The sequence below is a fragment of the Mucilaginibacter sp. 3215 genome (assembly GCF_050433785.1).
GTDB lineage: Bacteria > Bacteroidota > Bacteroidia > Sphingobacteriales > Sphingobacteriaceae > Mucilaginibacter.
In genome coordinates this window covers 44,850-69,617 of the sequence record NZ_JBNPWO010000018.1, presented here as the reverse complement: position 1 = coordinate 69,617, position 24,768 = coordinate 44,850, and the positions used below count along the sequence as shown (strand labels likewise).

At 43.8% G+C, this 24,768-nt stretch carries 18 protein-coding genes; 14 read left to right on the top strand and 4 right to left on the bottom strand.

Features of this window, described 5'->3' with window-relative positions:
- Positions 1–99: 99 nt before the first annotated feature.
- Together ABIC84_RS22720 and ABIC84_RS22715 are read right to left on the bottom strand one after the other, a co-directional pair.
- A complete protein-coding gene (locus ABIC84_RS22720) occupies positions 100–960 on the bottom strand; it encodes a sigma-70 family RNA polymerase sigma factor (protein ID WP_090528912.1) in 861 nt (286 codons plus the stop codon).
- Between the two features lie 333 nt (positions 961–1,293).
- The gene (locus tag ABIC84_RS22715; RefSeq protein ID WP_429265036.1) at positions 1,294–3,804 is read right to left on the bottom strand and encodes an AsmA-like C-terminal region-containing protein; all 2,511 of its coding nucleotides are present in this window, start codon (positions 3,802–3,804) and stop codon (positions 1,294–1,296) included.
- Positions 3,805–3,945: 141 nt separating this feature from the next.
- Between ABIC84_RS22715 and ABIC84_RS22710 the strand changes: the two genes are divergently transcribed.
- From ABIC84_RS22710 to ABIC84_RS22645, 14 genes are all read left to right on the top strand, one after another.
- Positions 3,946–4,620: an NAD-dependent epimerase/dehydratase family protein gene (locus ABIC84_RS22710; protein ID WP_429265035.1), complete on the top strand. Its 675-nt coding sequence runs from the start codon at positions 3,946–3,948 to the stop codon at positions 4,618–4,620.
- Between the two features lie 148 nt (positions 4,621–4,768).
- Positions 4,769–5,584: an alpha/beta hydrolase gene (locus ABIC84_RS22705; protein WP_429265034.1), complete on the top strand. Its 816-nt coding sequence runs from the start codon at positions 4,769–4,771 to the stop codon at positions 5,582–5,584.
- 427 nt (positions 5,585–6,011) lie between these two features.
- Positions 6,012–7,718 carry a ribulokinase gene (locus ABIC84_RS22700; RefSeq protein WP_429265033.1) on the top strand — a complete coding sequence of 569 codons (1,707 nt, stop codon included), beginning with the start codon at positions 6,012–6,014 and terminating at the stop codon, positions 7,716–7,718.
- 7 nt (positions 7,719–7,725) lie between these two features.
- Positions 7,726–8,424, top strand: coding sequence for an L-ribulose-5-phosphate 4-epimerase (locus ABIC84_RS22695; protein WP_176627999.1), 699 nt, complete (start codon positions 7,726–7,728; stop codon positions 8,422–8,424).
- 5 nt (positions 8,425–8,429) lie between these two features.
- Positions 8,430–9,791 (top strand): glycoside hydrolase family 27 protein, encoded by a 1,362-nt coding sequence (locus tag ABIC84_RS22690; RefSeq protein WP_429265032.1) that lies wholly within the window; start codon positions 8,430–8,432, stop codon positions 9,789–9,791.
- A 46-nt stretch (positions 9,792–9,837) separates the two neighbouring features.
- Positions 9,838–11,328: an L-arabinose isomerase gene (gene araA / locus ABIC84_RS22685; protein WP_429265031.1), complete on the top strand. Its 1,491-nt coding sequence runs from the start codon at positions 9,838–9,840 to the stop codon at positions 11,326–11,328.
- A gap of 513 nt (positions 11,329–11,841) precedes the next feature.
- Complete coding sequence (locus ABIC84_RS22680; protein WP_090528891.1) at positions 11,842–13,542, top strand: sodium:solute symporter family transporter; 1,701 nt, start codon at positions 11,842–11,844, stop codon at positions 13,540–13,542.
- Between the two features lie 17 nt (positions 13,543–13,559).
- A complete protein-coding gene (gene fsa / locus ABIC84_RS22675) occupies positions 13,560–14,219 on the top strand; it encodes a fructose-6-phosphate aldolase (protein ID WP_429265030.1) in 660 nt (219 codons plus the stop codon).
- Positions 14,220–14,430: 211 nt separating this feature from the next.
- Positions 14,431–15,603: an aldose epimerase family protein gene (locus ABIC84_RS22670; protein WP_426584990.1), complete on the top strand. Its 1,173-nt coding sequence runs from the start codon at positions 14,431–14,433 to the stop codon at positions 15,601–15,603.
- 7 nt (positions 15,604–15,610) lie between these two features.
- A complete protein-coding gene (locus ABIC84_RS22665) occupies positions 15,611–17,578 on the top strand; it encodes an alpha-L-arabinofuranosidase C-terminal domain-containing protein (RefSeq protein ID WP_429265029.1) in 1,968 nt (655 codons plus the stop codon).
- A gap of 3 nt (positions 17,579–17,581) precedes the next feature.
- Entirely contained in the window at positions 17,582–18,586 is a 1,005-nt protein-coding gene (locus ABIC84_RS22660; RefSeq protein WP_429265028.1) for a family 43 glycosylhydrolase, read from the top strand.
- A 376-nt stretch (positions 18,587–18,962) separates the two neighbouring features.
- Complete coding sequence (locus ABIC84_RS22655; RefSeq protein WP_429265027.1) at positions 18,963–19,940, top strand: glycoside hydrolase family 43 protein; 978 nt, start codon at positions 18,963–18,965, stop codon at positions 19,938–19,940.
- A gap of 210 nt (positions 19,941–20,150) precedes the next feature.
- Complete coding sequence (locus ABIC84_RS22650) at positions 20,151–22,088, top strand: alpha-amylase family glycosyl hydrolase (protein ID WP_429265026.1); 1,938 nt, start codon at positions 20,151–20,153, stop codon at positions 22,086–22,088.
- A gap of 168 nt (positions 22,089–22,256) precedes the next feature.
- A complete protein-coding gene (locus ABIC84_RS22645) occupies positions 22,257–22,448 on the top strand; it encodes a cold-shock protein (protein ID WP_090528875.1) in 192 nt (63 codons plus the stop codon).
- 135 nt (positions 22,449–22,583) lie between these two features.
- On the opposite strand, the gene hemH is transcribed toward ABIC84_RS22645, so the two are convergent.
- Both hemH and ABIC84_RS22635 read right to left on the bottom strand, forming a co-directional pair.
- A complete protein-coding gene (gene hemH, locus ABIC84_RS22640; protein ID WP_429265025.1) occupies positions 22,584–23,603 on the bottom strand; it encodes a ferrochelatase in 1,020 nt (339 codons plus the stop codon).
- A 458-nt stretch (positions 23,604–24,061) separates the two neighbouring features.
- Entirely contained in the window at positions 24,062–24,751 is a 690-nt protein-coding gene (locus ABIC84_RS22635; RefSeq protein ID WP_429265024.1) for a fatty acid desaturase, read from the bottom strand.
- Positions 24,752–24,768: the final 17 nt, after the last annotated feature.

The window sequence follows — 24,768 nt, the reverse complement described above, 5'->3', positions numbered from 1 at the left end:
CCTCCCAAGGGAGGGAATTAAAAACATCATCCCACAAAAAAACCGCGAATGAAATCTCAGTCGCGGTTTTGGTATAAAAACTCAGGCGGATATCCTGGATTAGTTTAAGTATGATTGTAACAGGTTTGATTTTGAATTGTGGCGTAAACGCATCAAAGCCTTGTCTTTCAACTGGCGAACACGCTCGCGGGTTAAATCAAATTTTTCACCTATTTCCTCTAACGAATGAGGAGCATGACCACCAAGGCCAAAGAATAACATTAACACTTCACGGTCACGTTCGGCAAGGATACCTAACGAGCGTTTAATTTCCTGCGATAATGAATCGGCCATTACTTCAGTATCGGTTGCAGCATCAGAGCTGGCCAATACGTCAAGTAAGGTGTTTTCTTCACCCTGAATAAAAGGCGCGTCCATTGAAATCTGCCTGCCGGCGTTATTCATCGAATCGGCAATTTTATCAACCGAAATTTCCAGGTTGTCTGCAAGTTCTTCGGGTGTTGGCTGTCTTTCAAATTCCTGCTCCAGTTTTGAAGCTGCTTTGTGTATTTTGCTCAATGAACCAATTTGGTTCAGTGGTAAACGCACAATACGCGATTGCTCGGCAATGGCCGACAGGATTGACTGACGGATCCACCATACGGCATATGAAATAAATTTAAAGCCTTTGGTTTCGTCAAAGCGTTTTGCCGCTTTAATTAAACCAAGGTTTCCTTCGTTTATTAAGTCGCCCAGGGTAAGGCCCTGGTTTTGGTACTGCTTAGCAACCGATACCACAAAGCGAAGGTTTGTTTTTGTCAAACGTTCTAACGCTACCTGGTCGCCCTCACGGATCTTTTGCGCCAGGATCACTTCCTCCTCAGCTGTGATCAAATCTACCTTGCCAATATCATGCAGGTATTTTTCGAGCGATGCCGATTCGCGGTTAGTGATTGATTGGGATATTTTAAGTTGTCTCATTTTTTAATACAGATTATTAAGCTAAAAACGGTTCAATAAGATACATGTGCCGGGTTAAACAACCGGAGTTAAAACAGACTACATTAAACTTTGCTTCCTTCTTTATTTGTGAACCCGGGATAAGTATTTAATATTTAAAACGAGGGTTTGCTACTGATATTATTGCTGTAAGGAGCGAGCGGTTTAAAAGTTTTAAAATAATGTGCTAACCAGAATGTGTAATCAACATATTACCCTATAATGAACAGCACAAAGGTAAGCATTTATTTGCTATTATAGTGTCATTTAAACACCATGAAACAACGGTTAATGTAAATATTTTTTGAAATTAAACTAATCTTGTTTAGGTTCGGGCGCTTGTTGGGTGTCATCTGTCTTCTGCTCATCATCAACTGCTTTTGTTTTTTTATGGTTCTTATTCCACTTGATTTTTATTTTACCATCATCGCCATCGGTGGCAAGTATGTGTAAAACAATGCCTTTCATACGTTTTTTATTACGTTCGGTTTCATCTGCTATTTTGCTGTCATTCTTTGGGTTTCGTATCGGTACATCAAGTGCAATGTTAGTACCCCGCGATAGCGAATAAGTACCCTGAATGTCCATATTGAGCACGCTGGAGTTAATTTGCATGGGCGCAATTTTGATTTTATCGCCATTGATATCAAATTGGGCTTTCAGGTCACTAAAAGTAATGTTATCCAGATCGCGGAAGGGAAAAGCAAACTTACCCACACTTTTTATCGGCGAAAAATTGACCAGGGCACCCTCTTTCAGGTTTACCATAGCGGTTCCCCTTATTGATTTAGGTACCAGGTTACCCGCATTATTGATCCCCCCCTTAATATCGGCCCTTGCCGAAAGGAAGCCCCTGAGGTTATCACTCGTAAAATCCTTTAACCCAAAATTGTTAAACGATGCAAAGAATGTATTAGTATTCACATGGTTAATGGTAGTACTGATAGCAAAATTATTGATTGGTCCCTGCTGTACCAGGCCGCTTAAGTTTAATGACCCGCCCGAGCTTTTAAGGCTTACATTGCGCATTTTCATGGTGTTGTCGGCTAAAAGGATATCGGCATTAACATCTGTCGCCAAAAACTTTTTATAATATACTTTGGCTAAGCGCAGATGAAGTTCGGCCTGCCCTTTATCAAAGGCGGTATTAAGTTGATTGGTAATTTTGGCATTGGACATCCTTTTGCCCGTTCCTGCACTGCTTTTACTGCGTTCGTATCCGCGGTTGTTCAGGAAGCCTAAAAACTCGCCAAGATATATCTGCGGACTGGTGATCTGCCATACAATCAAAATCTTTTGTGGATCGGTATAATACAGGTTGAGGAAATTGCTCACCTTACCCTGCATGTACACTACGCTACCGCCATTTTGCAGGCGGATATTATTTATGTAGAGATCTTTATCGGTGAATTTTAAGGCAATAGAGTTGTTTTTGAATACCAGGTTGCGGGGCAGGTAACTTACATCTGCATTTTTTATATCTACATTACCGGTAACGAAGGGTTTGGTGAATTTGAAATTCACGATATCGGCCTTATAAGCCAGTTTCAGATCGGCAATCCCCTTAGTAAATTTAAGGCTTTCATCACCTATGATGGCGTTGAGTTTGCTAACCGGAAAGCGTGACCTGAAAATCCCTGTGGCGACAGGTGTATTCAGGTTGTTGATAAACGCAGTATCGATAGTAAAAGGGATTTCTTTATAGTTGCCGTTAAAATGATAAAGCCTGATTACCGAATTTTCATCGCCCAGACCCCTGCCATTAATATAGTTATTGCTGAACGTTCCGTTAAAGCTGCAATTTTCGATTGTACCGCCCTGGGTTTTCAAAACGTTATTCTTTGCCTTGGCAGTAACGTAAATAGATGGATCGCCGCTAACGCCGAAAGCCCCTTTCAGATCGCAGGTAACATCAATGGGCTTTTTCAGATCAAACATTTTGAGGCTTTTGGTGATGTTGGCAGCTAACAGGTTGGCAGCATCGTTCCATAAAATATCATCAACTTTGAGGTTAATGGTAAATGGGGTCTCAGGTTTTTTAAGCTCAAACCTGGCAGTAACGTTGAATGTGTCATCACCTATATTTAAGTTATTAGGTGCTACGTTAATAACCTGCGAGTCATAATTATAGCTAATATCAAAATGCCCCTTGAGCAGCCTGTTTTTCATGAAGCTCCCCTTTTTGGTATTAAAGGAAAAGCTGTTTACCATGGTATTCAGGTCGATATCGGCGTTCCATCCTTTAGCAGGGTAATCCAGGCGGCCCCGGATATCATTAACTGCAAATTTGAATAGTTTATAAGCATGACGGTCATCAACAACAAAGTTTACCTTGTTTAACGAAAACCTCCTAATTTGTGTGGAAGAGCTGGTTTGTTTTTCTTTTGGGTTTTTTTCAACTGTAGGTTTTGTTTTAAATATAGATGTATTGCTATAACCACTGCTGTCGGTAAACAGGTCGATATCGGCATTGCTGATATCTATTTTATTGATCACCACTTCGCCTTTTAAAAGGGCCGAAGCATTTACAGATACTTCAAAATCTTTAGCGGTAAGCAGTGTATGATGATGTTGCGCCCAGCGGTTATCTTTCAATACCACATTTTTCAACTCAACAGATACACCGGGAAAACCTTTGAACAACGTTGGATCAATGGTGCCGATAGTTAAAGTGCCGTTTAGGTTTTTGTTAAGCTCGGAGGTGATCATAGCAAGTACTTTCTGTTTGTTATAACTAACATAAACAGTAAGGGCGATGAACATAATTATAATTAAACCAACAAGCGCTCCGGCGATCTTTAAGGTTATTTTTAACCATTTTGGCATTTCAACTAATTTACTGTTAAAGCGTTATGGTTATATAATTGTTTGTATTGTAACATATAATTAACACACGGTATAGGAATAGGCAAATAAATCTGCTATAAGATACAATATTTTAAAGGTATAATCGGCTACATCAGTATCATGGAAACAGCTAATAAAATAAGGGCTATTATAACAGGAGCTACCGGCATGGTAGGCGAGGGGGTATTGCATCAATGCTTATTGAGCGATAAGGTTGAAGCAGTATTGATTATTAACCGTAAGCCAAGCGGCGTAAACCATCCTAAACTGAAGGAAATTGTACATACTGATTTTTTTAACCTTACACCCATTCAGCATCAGTTAGAAGGTTACAATGCCTGCTTTTTTTGTTTAGGCGTTTCGTCGGTAGGGATGAGCGAAGAAGCTTATTATAAAGTAACTTACCTGCTAACCATGCACGTGGCCGAAATTTTGAGCCGAATTAATCCGGATATGACTTTTTGTTATGTATCTGGTGCCGGTACCGACAGTACTGAAAAGGGCTGTAGTATGTGGGCCCGGGTAAAAGGTAAAACCGAAAATGATTTGATGAAGCTGCCCTTCAAACAGGTAGTCAACTTCAGGCCGGGGTTTATGAAAAGCTTTAAGGGGGCAAAAAATACCCTGCCATTTTATAAATACATCAGTTGGATGTACCCCATAGGCCGCCTTATTTACCCAAAGGGTTTTATTACGCTGGAGGAAGTTGGCAAAGCCATGATCAATACCGCGAACCGCGGCGCCGGCCGCTGGATATTAGATGGAAAAGATATTGTTGCCATGGCGAATAGCTAACAGTGGGTAATGATATATGGAGAAGGCTATCGTGTAAAACCCGATATATCGTAAATGTTGGGTAGCTGTATTTTAATTAATGCATTGATTAATAGTATTTTGTGTTTTTGGAGCAAGCTTTGAAATGGTACTGTCAACATTATTATTTATGAAACTTAAACTCCAGCAAAAAATGAACACAAAATTCATGAAAGGCCGCTTAAAAGCACATTTAATTGCGGCGACTATTTTATTAGGCAGCTTGTTTGCCTTTACTTTTAAGGCCGCTGCCCAGGCACAGCCCGTTAAAAACATTGTATTAGTGCATGGGGCCTTTGCCGATGGCTCGGGCTTTAAGGCCGTGTACAATATCCTTACCAAAAAAGGTTATAATGTTACCGTAGTGCAAAATCCGCTTACTTCTTTAAAGGACGACGTTGACGCTGCCAACCGGATCCTGGATAAACAGGATGGCCCGACGGTATTGGTAGGCCACTCTTATGGCGGCACGGTAATTACCGAAGCCGGGAATAATTCAAAAGTAGTAGCATTGGTTTATATAGCCGCTTTTATGCCCGATAAAGGGGAAAATACGATAAAATGGGTACAGTCGGCTCCTCCGGCTCCCGAAAACGGTATTTTGCCGCCAGATGATAAAGGTTTTGTTTACTATGATAAAGCCAAATTTCATGGCGGTTTTGCCGGCGACCTAAGTAAAGCCGAAGCCGACTTCATGTTTGCATCGCAGGGGCCAACTTCGGTTCAATGTTTTGTTACGCCTGTTGCCGAAGCGGCATGGAAAACCAAACCAAGCTATGCTATAGTGGCCACCGAAGATAAAAGCATTGTGCCCGATGTTGAGCGTACCATGTACAAACGTGCCGGTGCAAAAGTAACAGAGGTAAAAGGCAGCCACGTGATCTTCATTTCGCAGCCCGAGGCCGTTGCCAAAGTCATCATCGACGCGGCAAATGGCGTTAAATAATCAGATAGTTTTTGTTACAGTTTTAAGCGGAATTGGTCATGATTGACTGTTCCGCTTTTTTATTGGTTTGCCGGAAAAGTGTTGTCACAAGGGCAAAGATGTTATTTGATTTTCCCAGTGCGCCGGATTCATTTTTAGTAACGGCAATGCTATATACTTTATGAGTAAATTAAACGTTTTACCATCCCAAAACAGCCAATCCGTTTTGTAAAGCTTATTTTATATTGTTAAAACAACACTAATTATTGCCGGGCTGAATAGACGTACCGGCGATTTTTTCGACAGGTACTTGAACTATGTAATGACTTTTTTACAGGCCAAAAGGTTCCTTTAAGTAAATAATGCATTTTATCTGAATAAAATTTTAAATAAAATTTTTCTTTGTCAAAAATTAAGTGTTATTTCGACAATAATTATAAATCTTTATATGAGCAATAACCAATTAGTGATCGGGGTTGATTACGGGTCTGACTCCGTGCGCTCCGTGATAGTAAACGCGGCCAACGGAGAAGAAATAGCATCATCAGTATTTAATTATCCCCGTTGGCGCGATGGCAAGTATTGTGTACCTGCCGAAAACCAGTTCCGCCAGCATCCGCAGGATTACATCGACGGACTTAAAGCCACCATTAAAGATTGTATTGCACAGGCCGGCGGTGAAGCCATTGCAAAAAATATAAAAGGCATTTCTGTTGATACCACCGGCTCAACCCCCGTTGCGGTTGATGCTGCCGGTACTCCGCTTGCCTTAACCCCCGGTTTTGAAACTAACCCCAATGCCATGTTTGTATTGTGGAAAGATCATACTTCGGTTAAAGAAGCAGCGCAGATCAATGAACATGCTACAAAATTTGATACCAATTATTTGAAATATGTTGGCGGCATTTACTCGTCTGAGTGGTTTTGGGCTAAGCTGCTGCATGTGCTAAGGGTTGATAAAAGTGTACGTGATGCCGCTGCCTCATGGGTTGAGCATTGCGACTGGATCCCTTTTCTATTAACCGGCGGTAATGATGTTAAAGCTATTAAACGTGGCCGTTGCTCTGCAGGGCATAAAGCCCTTTGGGCCGAGGAATTTAATGGCCTGCCCCCCGAAGAATTTTTTGTTTCCCTTGATCCGGTGCTGGCTGGTTTCAGGGATAAATTATATGAAGATACATACACGGCCGATGAAGCAGCCGGAAACCTTAGCGCGGAGTGGGCGGAGATATTGGGACTCTCAACCGATGTGATTGTAGGTACCGGCGCTTTTGACGCACACATGGGTGCTGTTGGCGGGCAAATTGAGCCTTACCACCTGAGCAAGGTAATGGGCACATCAACCTGCGATATCCTGGTTGCTCCAACATCAGAGATGGAAGGCAAACTGGTACGCGGAATCTGCGGACAGGTGAATGGTTCGGTTATTCCGGGAATGGCAGGTTTAGAGGCTGGTCAATCGGCTTTTGGCGATACTTATGCCTGGTTTAAAAATATCCTGGCCTGGCCATTGAATAACCTGCTTTCGCAATCGCAGGTAATTGACGCGGCCACTGCCGAAGCGTTGAAAGAGGAGATTTCAGAAATGATCATCCCTGAGCTAAGCAGGCAGGCAGCTTTATTACCAATTGAAGAAAGCAATGAGCTGGCTATCGACTGGTTTAACGGCCGTCGCACACCGGATGCTAACCAGGAATTGAAGGGCGCTATTACCGGTTTAGGTTTGGGCAGTGATGCACCACGGGTATTCCGTGCGCTGGCCGAGGCTACCTGCTTTGGTGCCAAGAGCATTGTTGATCGTTTTATCAGCGAGGGTATCCCGGTTAAAGGGATCATCGGTATCGGCGGCGTAGCAAAAAAATCACCTTTCGTGATGCAAATGATGGCCGATGTTTTGGGAATGCCTATCCGCATTCACCAGTTTAAACATACCTGTGCTTTGGGCGCTGCGATGTTTGCTGCGGTGGTTGCTGGCATCTACCCAACTATCGAAGAGGCTATGACAGCCATGGGCCGCGGCTTTGACGTGGTTTATGAGCCAAACATCGCGTTGAAGGAAGTTTATCAGCAACGCTATAACCAATACAGCATATTGGGCAAGTTTGTAGCTGCCGAAGTTGCTTTGAAAAATAATCCTGAACTGCAAAACGCTTAATAAAGACATGAGTAAATATGATCATATAAGGCTTAGTGCCTATAATGCCAATATGCAGCTGCCCAAATTGGGCCTGGTGCTGTTCACTTTTGGTAACGTAAGCGCCGCCGACAGGGAATTAGGTGTATTTGCGATAAAACCAAGCGGCGTGCCTTATGAAGACTTGTCACCGGAAAAAATGGTAATCGTTGATTTTGATGGCAACACCATCGAAGGCGATCTGCGCCCATCAAGCGATACCAAAACACATGCCGTACTTTATAAACACTGGGAAGGCATCAATGGTATTGTGCATACGCACTCTACCTACGGAACAGCCTGGGCACAATCGCAGCGGGATATCCCTATCTTCGGTACTACCCATGCCGATCATTTAACGGTTGATATCCCTTGCGCACCGCCTATGAATGATGAAATGATTAAAGGCAACTACGAGTACCAAACCGGTTTCCAAATCATGGAATGTTTTGAGGAAAAAGGCCTGGATTATAAAGAGGTTGAAATGGTGTTGGTTGGTAACCACGCGCCGTTTACCTGGGGTAAAACCGCCGAAAAAGCGGTGTATAACAGCGCCGTACTGGAAGCTGTAGCCCAGATGGCTTACCTTACCGAGCAAATTGATAAAAGCGCCCCCCGCTTAAAAGATGCACTAATTAAAAAGCATTACGAACGTAAACACGGACCCGATTCATATTACGGACAATAAGCCTGATGAAAAAAATAAACCTGTTTTTCCTGCTGCTTTGTTTTTTTGCCTGCACCCGTTTATCGGCACAGGTGGCAGCTACACCGCCTATGGGCTGGAACAGTTATAACTGTTTTGGTTCGGCAGTACATGAAGATGAAGTTAAGGCCAATGCCGATTATATGGCAGAGCATCTGAAACAACATGGCTGGGAGTATGTGGTAGTCGACTTTTTATGGTCGTACGATAACCCTCCGGGCAGCAATATCGGCAACCCCTTCCAATTGCGTTTACAGGATGGTTCATATGTTCCATGGTTAACTATGGATAAATGGGGAAGGTTAACTCCGCAACCCACTAAATTTCCATCAGCATTTGGCGGTAACGGTTTTAAACCGCTGGGCGATTATATTCACAGCAAAGGCTTAAAATTTGGGATCCACGTAATGCGCGGCATCCCGAGACAAGCTGTTTGGTCAAAATCGCCGGTTAAAGGTACCAATGGCATTACTGCCGATATGGTGGCTGACACCAACTCAAAATGCCCATGGATGAACCACATGTACGGGCTGGATATGAAAAAGCCCGGCGCGCAGGAATACCTGAACTCGCTGCTGGAGCTTTATGCTTCGTGGGGAGTTGATTTTATTAAGGTAGATGACCTTTCACGCCCATATAGTAATGCCGAGGTTGAAGGTTATCAGAAAGCCATTCAGCAATGCGGCAGGCCTGTTGTATTAAGCTTATCGCCCGGTGAAACCCCGGTTGCGCAAGCGGCTCATGCTACCAAATATGCCAATATGTGGCGCATGGCTGATGATTTTTGGGATAACTGGAAAGAGATCCTGCACATGTTTGATTATGCTAAAAGCTGGGAAGGCGTAAGCGGCCCCGGTCACTGGCCCGATTGCGACATGATCCAGATTGGCAAGCTGAGTAAACGTGGACCTGTAGGCCAGGAGCGCTTTAGCCGTTTTACTGAAGATGAGGAATATACCCATATGACGTTTTGGAGTATCTTCCGTTCACCACTGATGATAGGAGGCAACCTGCCCGAGAACCGCGATTTTGAGTTGAAGCTTTTTACCAATGATGAGGTAATTGCGGTAAACCAAAAAGGATCGAACCCCAAGCAGTTATACAAAAAAGGTGGCGCCATGATCTGGTATTCGCAGATCCCCGGCAGCAAGGATATTTATGCCGCCTTTTTCAATATCGGCGATGATGATAAATCCGTATCCCTGAACTTCAAAGACCTGGACCTGAAAGGCAAGGTAACCGTACGTGACCTGTGGAAAAAACAGGATGTTGGCCAGTACAAAACAAGCTATCAGCAAAAAATAAACAAGCACGGCGCAGCATTATTCAGGCTGTCGCCAAAAAACTAAACCAATTCACTAAATCACTCATTCGCTAAATCAATAATTAATTATAATGATCGATCTGAAAACATTTGAAGTATGGTTCATAACCGGGAGCCAGAATTTATACGGAGAAGAAACACTGAAAAAAGTTGCCGAGCACTCGCAGGAAATTGCTAAAGGTATTGATGGCGCTGCCAATATTCCTGTGCGGGTAGTGTACAAACCAGTTGTTAAATCAACCGAAGAAATCTATAACACTTTACAGCAGGCTAACGTTGCCGAAAACTGTATCGGTGTTATTGCCTGGATGCATACTTTTTCGCCTGCCAAAATGTGGATCAGGGGCTTAAGTATCCTTAAAAAACCGATGCTGCACCTGCATACCCAATATAACCGCGATATTCCATGGAGTTCAATTGATATGGATTTCATGAACCTGAACCAAAGCGCCCATGGCGACAGGGAGTTTGGTTTCATGGTATCACGCATGCGCATGAACCGTAAAGTGGTTGTTGGCCACTGGCAGGATAGCGAGGTGTTGAAAGATATTGAAAGCTGGAGCCGTGCAGCTGCCGGCTGGTACGATTGGCAAGGTGCTAAGTTTGTTCGCTTTGGCGATAACATGCGCTTTGTAGCTGTTACCGATGGTGATAAAGTTGAGGCCGAATTGAAATTTGGTTTCGCTGTAAATACTTATGGTATTGGTGATTTAGTAGCTGTAGTTGACAGTATCAGCGATGCTGAAGTTAAAGCCCTTACAGATGAGTACGAAGCTACTTACACTATGGCCGATGACCTTAAGCAAGGCGGCGCAAGGTATCAGTCGGTTTATGACGCTGCTAAAATTGAGCTTGGCTTACGTAAGTTTTTACAGGACGGCGGCTACAAAGGTTTCAGCGATACTTTTGAAGACCTGCACGGCATGATCCAGTTACCGGGTATTGCTTCGCAGCGCTTAATGGCCGATGGTTACGGTTTTGCTGGTGAAGGCGACTGGAAAACTGCTGCCCTGGTACGTGCATTCAAAGTAATGGGTGCCGGCTTGCCTGGCGGTAACGCTTTCATGGAAGATTATACTTATCACTTCGATCCGAACAATGCCTTGGTTTTAGGCTCACACATGCTCGAGGTTGATAGCAGCTTAGCTAATGGTAAAGCAGCATTAGAAGTACATGCCTTAGGTATTGGTGGCAAGGCCGATCCTGCACGTTTGGTATTTAATGTAGCCGGTGGTGCTGCGCTCAATGCTTCAATTGTGGATATGGGCAACCGTTTCCGTTTAATTGTTAACGAGGTTGAAGCCATCGAGCCGGTTGAAGATCTACCGAAATTGCCAGTTGCAAGGGTGCTTTGGAAACCACTGCCGGATATGAAAACCGGTTGCGCGGCCTGGATCTACGCCGGTGGTGCACACCACACCGCATACAGCCAAAATCTGTCGGCCGAGTTGATCAATGATTTCGCAGATATGGCTGGTATCGAGTTTTTGCGTATAGGCAAAGACACCAAGCTTGATCAGTTCAGGAACGAGATCAGGTGGAATGACGCGGCGTATAAATAGCCCCAGCCCCTCTAAATCTCCCCCAGAAGGGGAGACTTGGAAAAAAATATAAGATAGCTGCCGCTCGGCTCCGGCCGAGTGGCAACTATTAAGCGGCCTCTGGCCGCCGGGATTGGAGTAGCAGGCCAGAGGCCTGGGGATAATAGCCACTCGGCTGAAGCCGAGCGGCGGCGTTTTTTTTTAAAGACTTACGAAGTTTTTAAAACTTCGTAAGTCTTAAGTTCTGCGCTGTTTCGCGTTAGGGATAGAAGCGGATACCGGCCACGTGGCTAAGGCCTTGTGCAGTATGAGCGGATAGCCCGGCCGCAGGCAACGCCATGTGAATTTTCGATTTCGGAATTGTCTGAACTCGAATTCATGGAATTAAGGAATTTATTTAGTATGATATTAATTTCTTTATTCCACAGGTTTCGGTTCAGGCAAAAATGAGAAGAGTATAAACTTAACCAATGCTTTAAAAAGCCCTCACCCTTTAGGGGAGGGTTGGGAGGGGCAACTAATTTAAACCAAATAATGAACAAATTTTCCACTATCGATTACGTGATCTTCGTAATCTATTTTATTGTAGTTACGAGCTACGGGTACTGGGTATACAGCCGTAAAAAGATCAAAGGCGTATCTGATAGTCACGACTTTTTCCTGGCCGAGGGGTCGCTTACATGGTGGGCCATTGGTGCTTCGCTAATCGCGTCGAATATATCTGCCGAGCAATTTATAGGCACCAGCGGACAGGGTTTTGCCGTGGGTTTGGCCGTTGCAGCTTACGAATGGGTTGCTGCCATAGCGCTGATTATTGTGGCTGTATGGTTTATACCGGTATACCTTAAAAACAAGATTTTCACCATGCCGCAGTTTTTACATACTCGGTATAACGAAACGGTGAGTTTTATCATGGCCATTTTCTGGCTGTTGCTGTATGTGTTGGTTAACCTAACCTCTATACTTTACCTGGGTGCATTGGCCATTAATAACTTAATGGGCGGCGGATATCTGCATGAGATCATCATCGCATTATCCATTTTCGCGCTGTTCATTACCCTTGGTGGTATGAAGGTTATCGGCTTTACCGATGTTATACAGGTATTGGTACTGGTCGTAGGTGGTTTAGCTACTACTTACATAGCACTTACTTTGGTGAGCGAGCATTTTGGCTTGGGCAAAGATGCCATGGCGGGCCTAAATAAAATGATGAGCGATGCGCCTGATCACTTTAAAATGATGATGGCTAAACCTAAGCCGGGCGCTCCGCAGGCAGAGATCAACAAATACCTTGCGCTGCCTGGTATTGCTATGTATTTTGCCGGTCAGTGGATCGTGAACCTGAACTACTGGGGCTGTAACCAATACATCACACAAAGGGCTTTGGGTGCTAACCTGAAAACTGCACGTACAGGGATCCTTTTTGCAGGTTTAATGAAACTGGCTATGCCTGTTATAGTGGTATTACCGGGTATTGCTGCTTACGTATTGTACAAAAACGGTGGCTTGCAACAAGAAATGGCATCAGGTGGGCACTTCAACTCAGATAATGCTTACTCGGCTATATTGGGCTTTTTGCCAACCGGCTTAAAAGGTCTTTCGGTTGCAGCTTTAACTGCTGCTATCGTGGCTTCGCTGGCAGGTAAGGCTAATAGTATCAGTACCATCTTTACGCTTGATATTTACAAAAAACATATCAGCAAAGAAGCCAGTGAAAAGAGTATGGTTAATGTAGGCAGGCTTACTATTTTGGCTGCATTAGTGTTCTCTATCATGCTTACCTGGAAAGATCTTTTAGGCATAGGCGGCGAAGGCGGCTTTACCTTTATCCAGAAATACACAGGCTTTATCAGTCCGGGGATCTTCGCCATTTTTATTTTAGGTTTCTTCTGGAAACGTACCACAGGCGCAGCCGCTATTGCAGGTATTTTGACAGGCTTTGGCATGTCGGTATTGTTCAATAACTATGCACCAAAATTGTTTGGTAACGAAACCCTGCTTTATACAGCTTTCCCTAATGGAAAAGGCGGCTATGAGATTCCGTTCCTGATTTGTATGGGGCTATCTTTCATGTTTACCATTATTGTGATGGTAGCCATAAGCCTTGCCGGTCCGAAAGTTAATCCGAAAGCATTTGAAATTCCGCGTAGTATGTTCAAGGTTGAAAAATCAACTATGGCATTAATTGTAGTTACACTGATCCTGCTTACCATGCTTTATGCTAAATTCTGGTAAGTACAATAATTTATAAAATGAAGTTTTTTATTGACACAGCCAACCTGGCACAAATTAAAGAAGCCCACGATTTGGGTGTATTAGACGGCGTTACCACCAACCCATCATTGATGGCTAAAGAAGGTATTACCGGCCATAAAAATATCATTAACCACTACAAAGCCATTTGTGAAATTACCGATGGCGATGTAAGTGCCGAAGTTATATCAACCACTTTTGACGAGATGGTTGCCGAAGGCGAAGCGCTGGCTGCCCTTCACGAGCGCATTGTGGTAAAGCTGCCCATGATAAAAGATGGCGTAAAAGCTTTAAAATATTTTAAGCAAAAAGGAATTAAAACCAATTGTACGCTGGTGTTTTCGGCAGGCCAGGCCCTGTTGGCGGCTAAGGCTGGTGCTACTTATGTATCACCATTTATTGGCCGTTTAGATGATATCTCAACAGATGGTTTACAACTGATTGAAGATATCAGGCTGATTTATGATAACTACGGTTATGAAACACAGATCCTGGCAGCTTCGGTACGCCACGCTATGCACATTGTTAACTGCGCTAAGCTGGGGGCCGATGTGATAACCGGTCCGCTGAGTGCTATTACCGCTTTGCTAAAACATCCGCTTACAGATAACGGACTTGCGCAGTTCCTGGCCGACCATGCCAAGGCTGCAGGTGTTTAGTTGAAATATTTGATTTTTGAATAAGAAAGTCCCGCGCGAGGCGGGCTTTTTTTAATTAAATATTTTAAGTGTTTTTTTAACAATTATAAATTAATTTTTATACATTGGTCTCACTGATTCCCAAACCATTAGTTAAACCAATTTATTTGTACCGGAAATTATAATAGTTAAACGGCAAATGCTTTAAAAGGCAAGCTAACAACCTCAAATTATGAAGAATAACAAGAATTTATTAATGATGTTAAGCTGTTCGGCAGCGCTTTTTGCGGCTTGTAACGGTAATCCAAAAGCAACTGATTCAACCGTGAAAGATTCGACCTCGGTAACTACCCAGTCAATACCCGATTCGGCCAATTTTGAGGCGGATGTACAGGGGAAGAAAGTAAAACTCTTTACCCTGAAAAATAACAGCGGCGCAACAGTGGCCGTTACCAATTATGGTGGCAGGCTGGTAAGCTTACTGGTACCTGATAAAGACGGTAAAGCTACCGATGTTATTTTAGGTTACGACTCGTTGAAAAGCTATCAAAAACCAAAGGAGCCGTATTTCGGCGCCATTATAGGTCGTTATGGCAACCGTATTGCCAAAGGTAAATTCACCCTTGATGGCAAAGCTTACCAGTTGGATATTAACGATGGCGTAAACACCCTGCATGGCGGTTTCAACGGCTTTTACGGAAAGGTATTTTCTGCTAAGCAACTGAGCGCTTCGCAGCTGGAATTCACCTATATTTCAAAAGATGGCGAAGGTGGTTATCCGGGCAATTTAACTGCAACTGTGGTTTATACTCTGGGCGATGATAACGCGCTTAAGATTGAATATAAAGCAACTACCGATAAAACTACCATAGTTAATTTAACCAATCACGCATACTTTAACCTGAATGGCGCGGGTAACCCAACTATTACCGACAATGTGTTGCAAATAAATGCTGATGCATTTTTGCCGGTAGATACCACATTGATCCCCACAGGCAAGCTGCAGCCGGTTAAAGGTACCCCATTTGATTTTACCACTTCAAAAACCATTGGTAAAGACATTGGCATTGCTGATGAGCAACTGAAAAACGGCAAAGGTTATGATCATAACTTTGTATTGAACAAGCATGACCTTAGCACTCCAATTGCTACTGTTAAGAGTACAGTTACCGGCATTACTATGGAGGTATTCACCGAAGAGCCCGGCCTGCAATTTTACTCGGGCAATTTTTTAACCGGCGAAACCAAAGACGGCAAAGGCGGCAAAGCTTACCCTTACCGTTCGGCGTTTTGTTTGGAAACCCAGCATTTTCCGGATGCGCCAAACCAGCCGGCGTTTGCTTCAACCGTGTTAAAGCCAGGCCAAACTTACCATACGGTAACCATTTACAAATTCTCCAAATAAATAAGCGATGCTAAAAAGAGCTTTTTTAATGCTGTGTGCTGCCGGTACTTTTACCGCGCTGCATGCGCAAACACAATATACCATAGCGGCTGATAAGGTAAAGGCACACATTCAGCCAACCATGTATGGGATATTTTTTGAGGATATTAATCTTGCTGCCGATGGCGGTGTGTATGCCGAACTGGTAAAAAACCGTTCGTTTGAGTTCAACATGCCTTTGATGGGGTGGAAGGAACATAAAAAGGACGGCGGTGACGGTCGTACAGAAGTAATAAACCGTGCCGTTGAACGCCCTGAGAATGCGCACTTTATAAAAAGCTACATTACAACTGATGCCGGTTTTTACGGTTTCTCGAACGAGGGTTTCCGCGGGATGGGGGTTAAGGAAGGCGAGGAATACAGCTTTTCGGTGATAGCCAAACAGGAAGGTGATACCAACGTAAAACTGAATATTGAGCTGCACGGCGATAATGATGCCGTTATAGGTAAAGCCGAACTTACGCCAACTGATAAAGAATGGAACCGTTATAGCGTGAAATTTAAATCGGATGCTACAACGCAGAAAGCACAGTTGTATGTTTGGATGAGCGGTAAGGGCGTAATCGACCTGGATATGATCTCCCTATTCCCCGAGCACACCTGGAAAAACCGCCCGGCTGGCCTGCGTGCCGACCTGGTACAGCGATTGGCTGATCTTAAGCCCGGCTTTTTACGTTTCCCCGGTGGATGTATTGTTGAAGGCCGCGAGTTGAGCAACCGCTATCAGTGGAAAAAAACTATCGGCGCGGTTGATAAACGCGAGAATATCATTAACCGCTGGAATACCGAGTTTAAACACCGTCCAACGCCTGATTATTACCAAACTTTCGGTCTGGGCTTTATGGAGTATTTCATGACTGCCGAGGATATTGGCGCTTCGCCTCTGCCTATCCTGAATTGCGGTATGGCCTGCGAATTCAACACCGGTGAGCTGGTGCCTTTGGATAAACTTGATCCTTACGTACAGGACGCGCTCGACCTGATTGAGTTTGCTAATGGCGATGCCAGCACCAAATGGGGTAAGCTGCGTACCGATCTCGGTCACCCGGCACCGTTTAATTTAAAAATGATCGGTGTAGGTAACGAGCAATGGGGCCCGCAATATATCGACCGTTGGAAAATCTTTACCAAAGCCATCAAAACTAAATACCCGGATATCAAGATCGTATCGGCTTTAGGCCCATCACCTGATGGTAAAGAGTTTGAACTGTTAAATAAAACCTTCCGCGGTTTAGGTGCCGATATTTTGGATGAGCATTATTATGCGCCTGCAAAATGGTTTAGGGATAATGCCCGCCGTTATGATAACTACGACCGTAAAGGCCCTAAGATCTTCGCCGGTGAATATGCTGCGCAAAGCAAATCAACCGTAAACCCCGATAACAAAAACAATTGGGAATGTGCATTGTCTGAAGCGGCCTTCATGACCGGTTTGGAGCGTAATGCCGATGTAGTGAACATGGCTTCATACGCCCCTCTTTTCGCACACGTAGAAGGCTGGCAGTGGACACCAAACCTGATCTGGTTTGATAACCTGAAAAGTTATGCTACGCCGAATTATTATGTGCAGCAACTGTTTTCCATTAATAAAGGAACAGATGTAGTGCCGCTTACGTTAAACAACGAAGCCGTAGCCGGCCAAAATGATAGCTATGCTACTGCCAGTTTAGATAAGAATACCAATGAACTGGTGATCAAATTTGTGAATACCAGCACTTCGGCACAAAATGTAAGCTTTAAGATTACCGGCTCAAAAGGTTATCAAAAACAGGCCACGGTTACTACACTAAAAGCCGATGACAAGGATGCCGAAAATTCATTAGCCACGCCCACAGCAGTTAGCCCTGTTGAAAGCACTATTGACATTTCAGGCAATACCTTAAAGCTGGCAGTTGAGCCGTACTCATTCAAAGTAGTAAGGCTTAAAAACAAATAATCGTTGAAAAAGATCCTTCTGATCATATCCTTATTGTTCCCGGGCATTTTCTGCAATGCCCAGGAACTAAGGACTGATATATCGGTACACGACCCGGTAATGATCCGGCAGGATAGCACTTACTACATCTTCTGTACAGGTAATGGCATTGCTATGTGGTCGTCAGGCGATAGGGTATATTGGAAGGCTGAGAAACCTGTATTTGCAACGCCCCCGCAATGGGCAGTTGATGCTATCCCCGGTTTTAAAGGGCATATTTGGGCACCGGATATTTCGCTTTACAACGGGCTGTACTACTTGTTTTATTCTGTATCGGCCTTTGGCAAAAATACTTCGGCCATAGGTGTGGCGACCAATGCCACGTTGCATACCAATGATCCAAACTATAAATGGATTGATCATGGCAAGGTAACTCAATCTATCCCCGGTAAAACCAACTGGAACGCCATCGACCCTAATTTAATTACCGATAAAGACGGTACACCATATTTGGTTTTCGGCTCGTTTTGGGATGGATTAAAATTGGTGAAGCTGAATAAAGACAGGTTAAGCGTTGCGGAAAATATTGATAACATTCCAACCATTGCAACACGCCGAAAAATAGCAACGGAAAATCTACCCGCTGTTGACGGGAACCCAGTTGACGCCGGCGGCAATGCCATTGAAGCTCCGTTTATTTTTAAACACGATCAATACTTTTACCTGTTTGCCTCAATAGATTATTGCTGCAAAGGGCCAAAGAGTACTTACAAAATGATTATCGGTCGTTCAAAAAAATTGAAGGGACCATACCTGGATAAAGAAGGCATAGCCATGAACAAAGGTGGCGGCAGTATCCTGCTGGCCGGCGATGCTAATTGGTATGGCGTAGGCCATAATGGGGTAAGTACTTTTGACGGGATTGATTACATCATTTTCCATGGCTATGATGCCGCGGATAGGGGGATTTCGAAATTGAGGATAGAAAAGCTGGATTGGGTTGATGGATGGCCGGTAGTGGGGAAATGAATTAATTAACCTGAAAAACAAGGTAGAGCCGTGCGATTCCCCTTGGGAGCATAGCCGTCAACTTAAGGAATAAAAAGCGGGGAAGGTGCGATTCCCCTCTTGAGAGGGGCGGAGGGGTGTGTCTCTGCTTTGATAAGCCTACAGCAGAAACACACCCCTGCACCGCTCGTCCCTCCGCGCCCCCTCTCGAGAGGGGATTTTGTTCAATAGCTGCTTAAGTTGACGGCTATGCCCATGTGTAGAGAAGGATTTCGTCAATATAAAAAGCGTAGAAACCCCTCCCTGCCACCGCACTTATCGGCCGCACCCCTCCCAAGGGAGGGAATTGGAAAAGGAGCACAGGCCGGTTGGCCGGTGAATTTAAATCGATTACAATATGAAAATATCACAATACCTGATCGCATTAGGCCTGGCACTTGGCAGCCTGACACATGCCAATGCCGCAGCCCGAGATACCATCATTCACGCCGATGGCAACCCGATTATCAGGCATAAGTTTACTGCCGATCCGGCGGCTATGGTTTATAAGGATAAGGTATACCTGTACACCGGCCATGATGAAGCTGCTCCCGGTCATAACGGCTATACTATGCACGACTGGACCTGCTTCACTACAACCGATATGGTGAACTGGACAGAGCATCCTTCGCCTATGAATGTTAAGGCTTTTCATTGGGCTAAGGATGATGCATGGGCTTCGCAGGTGATTGAACGGAACGGCAAGTTTTACTGGTATGTGGCTGTTGAACATGGCACTATTCATGGCAAAGCTATTGGCGTGGCGGTATCTGACAGTCCGTTGGGGCCGTTTAAGGATGCGCGCGGCAGTGCTTTGGTTACCAATGATATGACGAAAGCCGTTAAGCATTCCTGGGATGATATTGACCCAACAGTTATTATTGATAAAGACGGGCAGGCCTACCTGTTTTGGGGAAATGGCATTTGCTATTATGCTAAACTTAAAAGCAATATGACCGAGCTTGACGGCGAGATTAAAACGATTACCCTGCCGCATTATACAGAAGCGCCGTGGATCCACGAGCGTAACGGCTGGTATTATCTTTCATATGCCTATGAGTTTCCCGAAAAAATAGCGTATGCTATGAGCCGGAATATCAATGGCCCGTGGGAATATAAGGGGATCATTAACGAAATAGCTGGAAATTCCAATACCAATCACCAGGCTATTATTGAGTTTAAAGACAAATGGTATTTTATATATCATAACGGAGCGTTAGTGCCTGATGCGGGCAGTTTTCACCGTTCCGTTTGCATCGATTATTTGTATTACAATAAAGATGGGAGCATTAAGAGGGTGATAATGACCAGCGAAGGGGTTAAGCCGGCCAAATAATTAGTCCCACTCAAGCCTTCCCCGGGTAGGTAGGGCTTTAAGGTTGTCCTGACATGATAGTCCAAAGGGCGAATTATTCCGGTTGATAAATACATAATTTGATGAAAAGTAATTTTACCAATTATTTTACTGATATTGCATTGCTGAAGCAATATGGCCTGTAACCAGTTGGCTATGATTGCTTTGGTAAGAAACCAATTATAACAAAATATGATCATTAAAAATGTTTACTTATTACTTGCCGGACTTTTATTGGCCGGTTTTACTTCATGCAAAAAGAAAGAAGTTTTGCCGGGTAATTCCGGGAACGTTCCCGGTGATACGGTGATAAACACCGGAAAGGCGTTGCCGGCGGGTGCAAAAGACGGGGTTACCTTTATCAATTCGGGTAAATCGGTAATTTTTAACCTGTATGCGCCGGGCAAAAAATCCGTATCAGTAACAGGTGATTTTAACGGTTGGGATGTAAATGACACCAAGGCCGTGATGAACAACACACCCGATGGCAAACGCTGGTGGGTACAAATAGATAACATCGATCCCGCTGCTGAATATGGTTATCAGTTTTATATTGATAAATCATTGAAGGTAGCTGATCCATATACCGAAAAGGTGCTTGACCCTGATAACGATTCATACATTTCTTCAGATACCTATCCCAACTTAAAAAAGTATCCAACCGGGAAAACTACCGGTAATGTAAGCGTTTTTCAGGCCAATCAGCCTGCGTATAGCTGGAAAAACACCAGCTTTACCCGCCCCGATAAAAAGAACCTGGTTATTTATGAATTATTATTACGAGATTTTATTGATGCCCATAACTATCAAACCCTTACAGATACTTTGAAGTATCTCTCAAACCTGGGAGTTAATGCTATTGAACTGATGCCTTTTAATGAGTTTGAAGGTAATCTTTCATGGGGGTATAATCCGTCTTTTTATTTTGCGCCTGATAAATACTACGGTACCAAAAACGCCTTGAAAGCTTTTATTGATGAGTGCCACTCGCGGGGTATAGCGGTGATCCAGGATATGGTGCTTAATCATTCCTTTGGCCAATCACCAATGGTACAGATGTATTTTAATACAACAGCAGGTAAACCTGCGGCCAACAATCCCTGGTATAATGTGGATCCAACGCATCCTTACAATGTCGGCTACCAGTTTAACCATGAAAGCGCCGACACTAAATATTTTGTAAAAAACGTGCTCAAATTCTGGATGACGGAGTATAAGATCGATGGTTTCCGCTTTGACCTTTCAAAAGGTTTTACCCAGGTTAACTATGGCACGTCTGATGCAGCCGTGAACGCATGGAGCCAATATGATGCCAGTCGTGTAGCCATCTGGAAAGATTATAACAACTACATCAAAAGCATCGATAATAATAATTTCTACGTAATACTGGAACATTTTGCGGCTAACCAGGAAGAAAAAGAACTGGCCGGCGAAGGCATGATGCTTTGGAACAACCTGAACTATAATGCCAACGAAGCTACTATGGGCTGGCTAACCAACTCCAATTTTCAGGGTTTGTTTTATGATCAGCATACGTTTACGCAGCCGTATAACCTGGTAGGCTATTTTGAAAGCCATGATGAGGAACGCCTGCAGTTTAAAAATGAAAGTTATGGCAATGCGGTTGGCAGCTACAATGTAAAAGATAAAAACACAGGTTTGGCGCGCGAAGAAATGGCAGCCGCGTTCCTGTTTTCGGTTCCGGGACCTAAGATGCTGTGGCAGTTTGGCGAGCTTGGTTACGATGTAAGTATTAACCAGGGAGGCCGCACCAGCAATAAACCTATCTACTGGAACTATAACACCGATCCTAACAGGAGGCATTTATATGGTGTTTATGCAAAGATGATTAAGATGAAGGAAAAGAACGCTGTATTTGCCTCAACCAATTATACTTATGATCTTGCCGGTCCCATTAAAACAATCCAACTAAAAGATGCCGGCGCGAATGTTGAGGTGGTAGGCAATTTTGACGTGGTGCCGCAAACCGGCAATATCAGCTTCCCGGCTACCGGAACCTGGTACGATAACATTACCAAAACCAGTATAAGTGTAACATCATTGCAATATTCCATGACGCTGAAACCCGGCGAATATCATGTTTACAGCAGTGTTCCTTTACAGCAATAACGAGGTTAAAACACTAAGTGTTAAGGCTTCAGGGAGTTGATAAATGCTGTTTTTACGACGTAGTTTTCAACAGGGAATTACACTTCCGAAAACTTTAAACGTGTAATGGCCTTATTTTTAATTGATTGTTAATAATTAATGTTACCTTTGTAGTAATTAAATAAAAATATAATGCAAGGAACAGTAAAATTCTTTAATGAAACCAAAGGTTTCGGATTTATTACGCCAACTAATGGTGGTGCCGAAGTTTTTGTACACGTATCAGGCCTGATCGACACTATCCGTGAAAACGATAGCGTTACCTACGATGTAGAGCAAGGCAAAAAAGGCTTAAATGCGGTAAATGTAAAAGTAGGTTAAACTATCAATTATATAAAAATCGTACAGCATCTGTTCAGCAATGGGCAGATGCTTTTTTTATACAATAAAAAAAGCCTAACGTATGCTATAAAACAGCTCCGTTAGGCAATAATTATATTCAACAGGGGAGTTTTCCTAAAAAGGCTTTACCATCTGCACTAAGGCATCAATAAATTTAGGTGCATCATTCAAACTCTCAACCAGTTGCACATGCTCACCGCCGAGGGCTTTAAATTCGTCACCATATTCGGTAGTTACTTCATATACGGTTTCAAGGCAGTCGGCTACAAAGGCGGGACAAAATACCAGGAGACGTTTTTTACCTTCGCCGGCCAGTTTGGCTACAATTTCGCTGGTGTAAGGCTGCACCCATGGGTCGTTGCCCAGGCGCGATTGAAAGCAGATGGTATATTTCTCTTTCGGAATGCCCATTTTTTCAGCTATCAGTTTCGCGGTATGGTGCGATTGTGCCGAATAGCAAAACCTGTTGACATCAGTAAGCGTTTCACAGCAGCCTGCAGATTTAAGGCAGGTATTATGAGTATGATCGGCTTTAATCAGTTGCCTTTGCGGCAGTCCGTGAAAGCTAAATAAAACATGATCGTACGTTTCAGGATTATATTTTTGAGCGTTATCAGCAAAAGTTTCAATCATCAGCTCATTATCATGGAAAGAATTGATGAACGTAATATTTGGCGATGTTGGCCATTTACCAACAATGTCCATCACCTTTTCATAAACAGACCCGGTACTGGCCGAGGCATATTGCGGAAACAAAGGGATTACCTGGATACTTTCAACGAGGGCTGCCTTCAGTTTCTCCAAAGCTGATTCGATAGAAGGGTTTTGGTAACGCATAGCCAGCTCAACCATATAGTCATCGCCAAGGCGCTGTTGCAAGGCCCGCTGTTGTAAAATGCTGTAGTGTAACAGCGGTGAGCCTGTTTTAGGATCCCAGATGGCCTGGTACAATTTGGCCGATTTAGGCGCCCTGAACGGAACAATAAGGCCTTTAACTAAAAGGGTACGTGAAATGGCCCCGATATCAATAACCCGCGGATCCATCAAAAATTCATTTAAATAACGCTTTACATCTGCTGTGCTGGGGCTATCCGGGGTGCCCAGGTTAACCAGTAAAATTCCTTTTTTAGCCATAACTGTAGGCGCAAAAATAGCAAAAAATGCCCCGTAAGTTATGACGGTGGTCACAATTTACAAATAAATGAGGTGTAAGGTTTATTTATTCCCTGTCACAGTATACTCCCGTTATTATAGGGGACGAAGCAATCCCCAGCTTTGCAGGGAGATTTGCACGATTACCTTTCTGTTTGAGAGGATTGTTGGTGTTTTTATCATGATGTGGTTGTAAGAGGTTGATTATTAAAGGTTTTTTTGAGCCGGTTTCATGGTATGGGCGTTGCCTGCGGCCCGGGCTTTACGCTGCAAATCCTCGCCTTGCCTGTACGCACTGAGGCCTGCACAAGGCTGTGGGTTTTCCGCTGCAATCCCTAACGCAGCCCTGCGCAACATCCCTAAAATATATTTTATACATCATTACGATTTTTTCCGAGCTTAATAGTGGATACGATGACGAATAGCGGATTATGGATTGGTTAATCTGTGTTTTTCGGCAACGGAGCTTTCCACAATCTCCACCACGGTACACCCGGCGATTCATGATGCTCATAATGATAACCAAAAAAATAGCAGCTAAAAAATGCAGCCAAATGATTACGGCGCTGGCTCCGGGCAAAGTGCCTGTTGTCGTGTTCGCCTTTATGAGGTTGGTACGTGCCGAAGTAAAATAACTGTAATGTGCTCAGTAATGATGGTACAACCCAAAACATGATCAGGTTTGGCTGTGGAATCCAAACCTTCAGGATATTGAATACAACAGCCATCACCACAATTTGCCATATGGACAGGTAATTGCGGATAAATTGTACATACCACGCAAAAAAGCTGCCCTGATGATAGTCCGGATCTTCATGCGTATGTACATGGTTATGGTGCCTGTGGTGTTTGGTGTACAATTGCGAGTACCAGAACGAGGCATATAGGAAAGTGCTGAGGTAACCCACAAAGTTATTTAAGCCCTTATCAGGCGAAACTGTACCATGCATAGCATCGTGAGCGGTAATGAACAGCCCGGTATAAAGATGCATTTGCACCAGCATCAGTACATAAACAAGAGGATTGCTGAAGCTGAAATGCCATTGCATCAGTAATGTAATACTTGTTGCCCAGCAGCCAATTACCAGCGCGGCCACAAATAAACCAGTATTTGACGGATTTTTTTGCATGTTACCTATTACAGCAA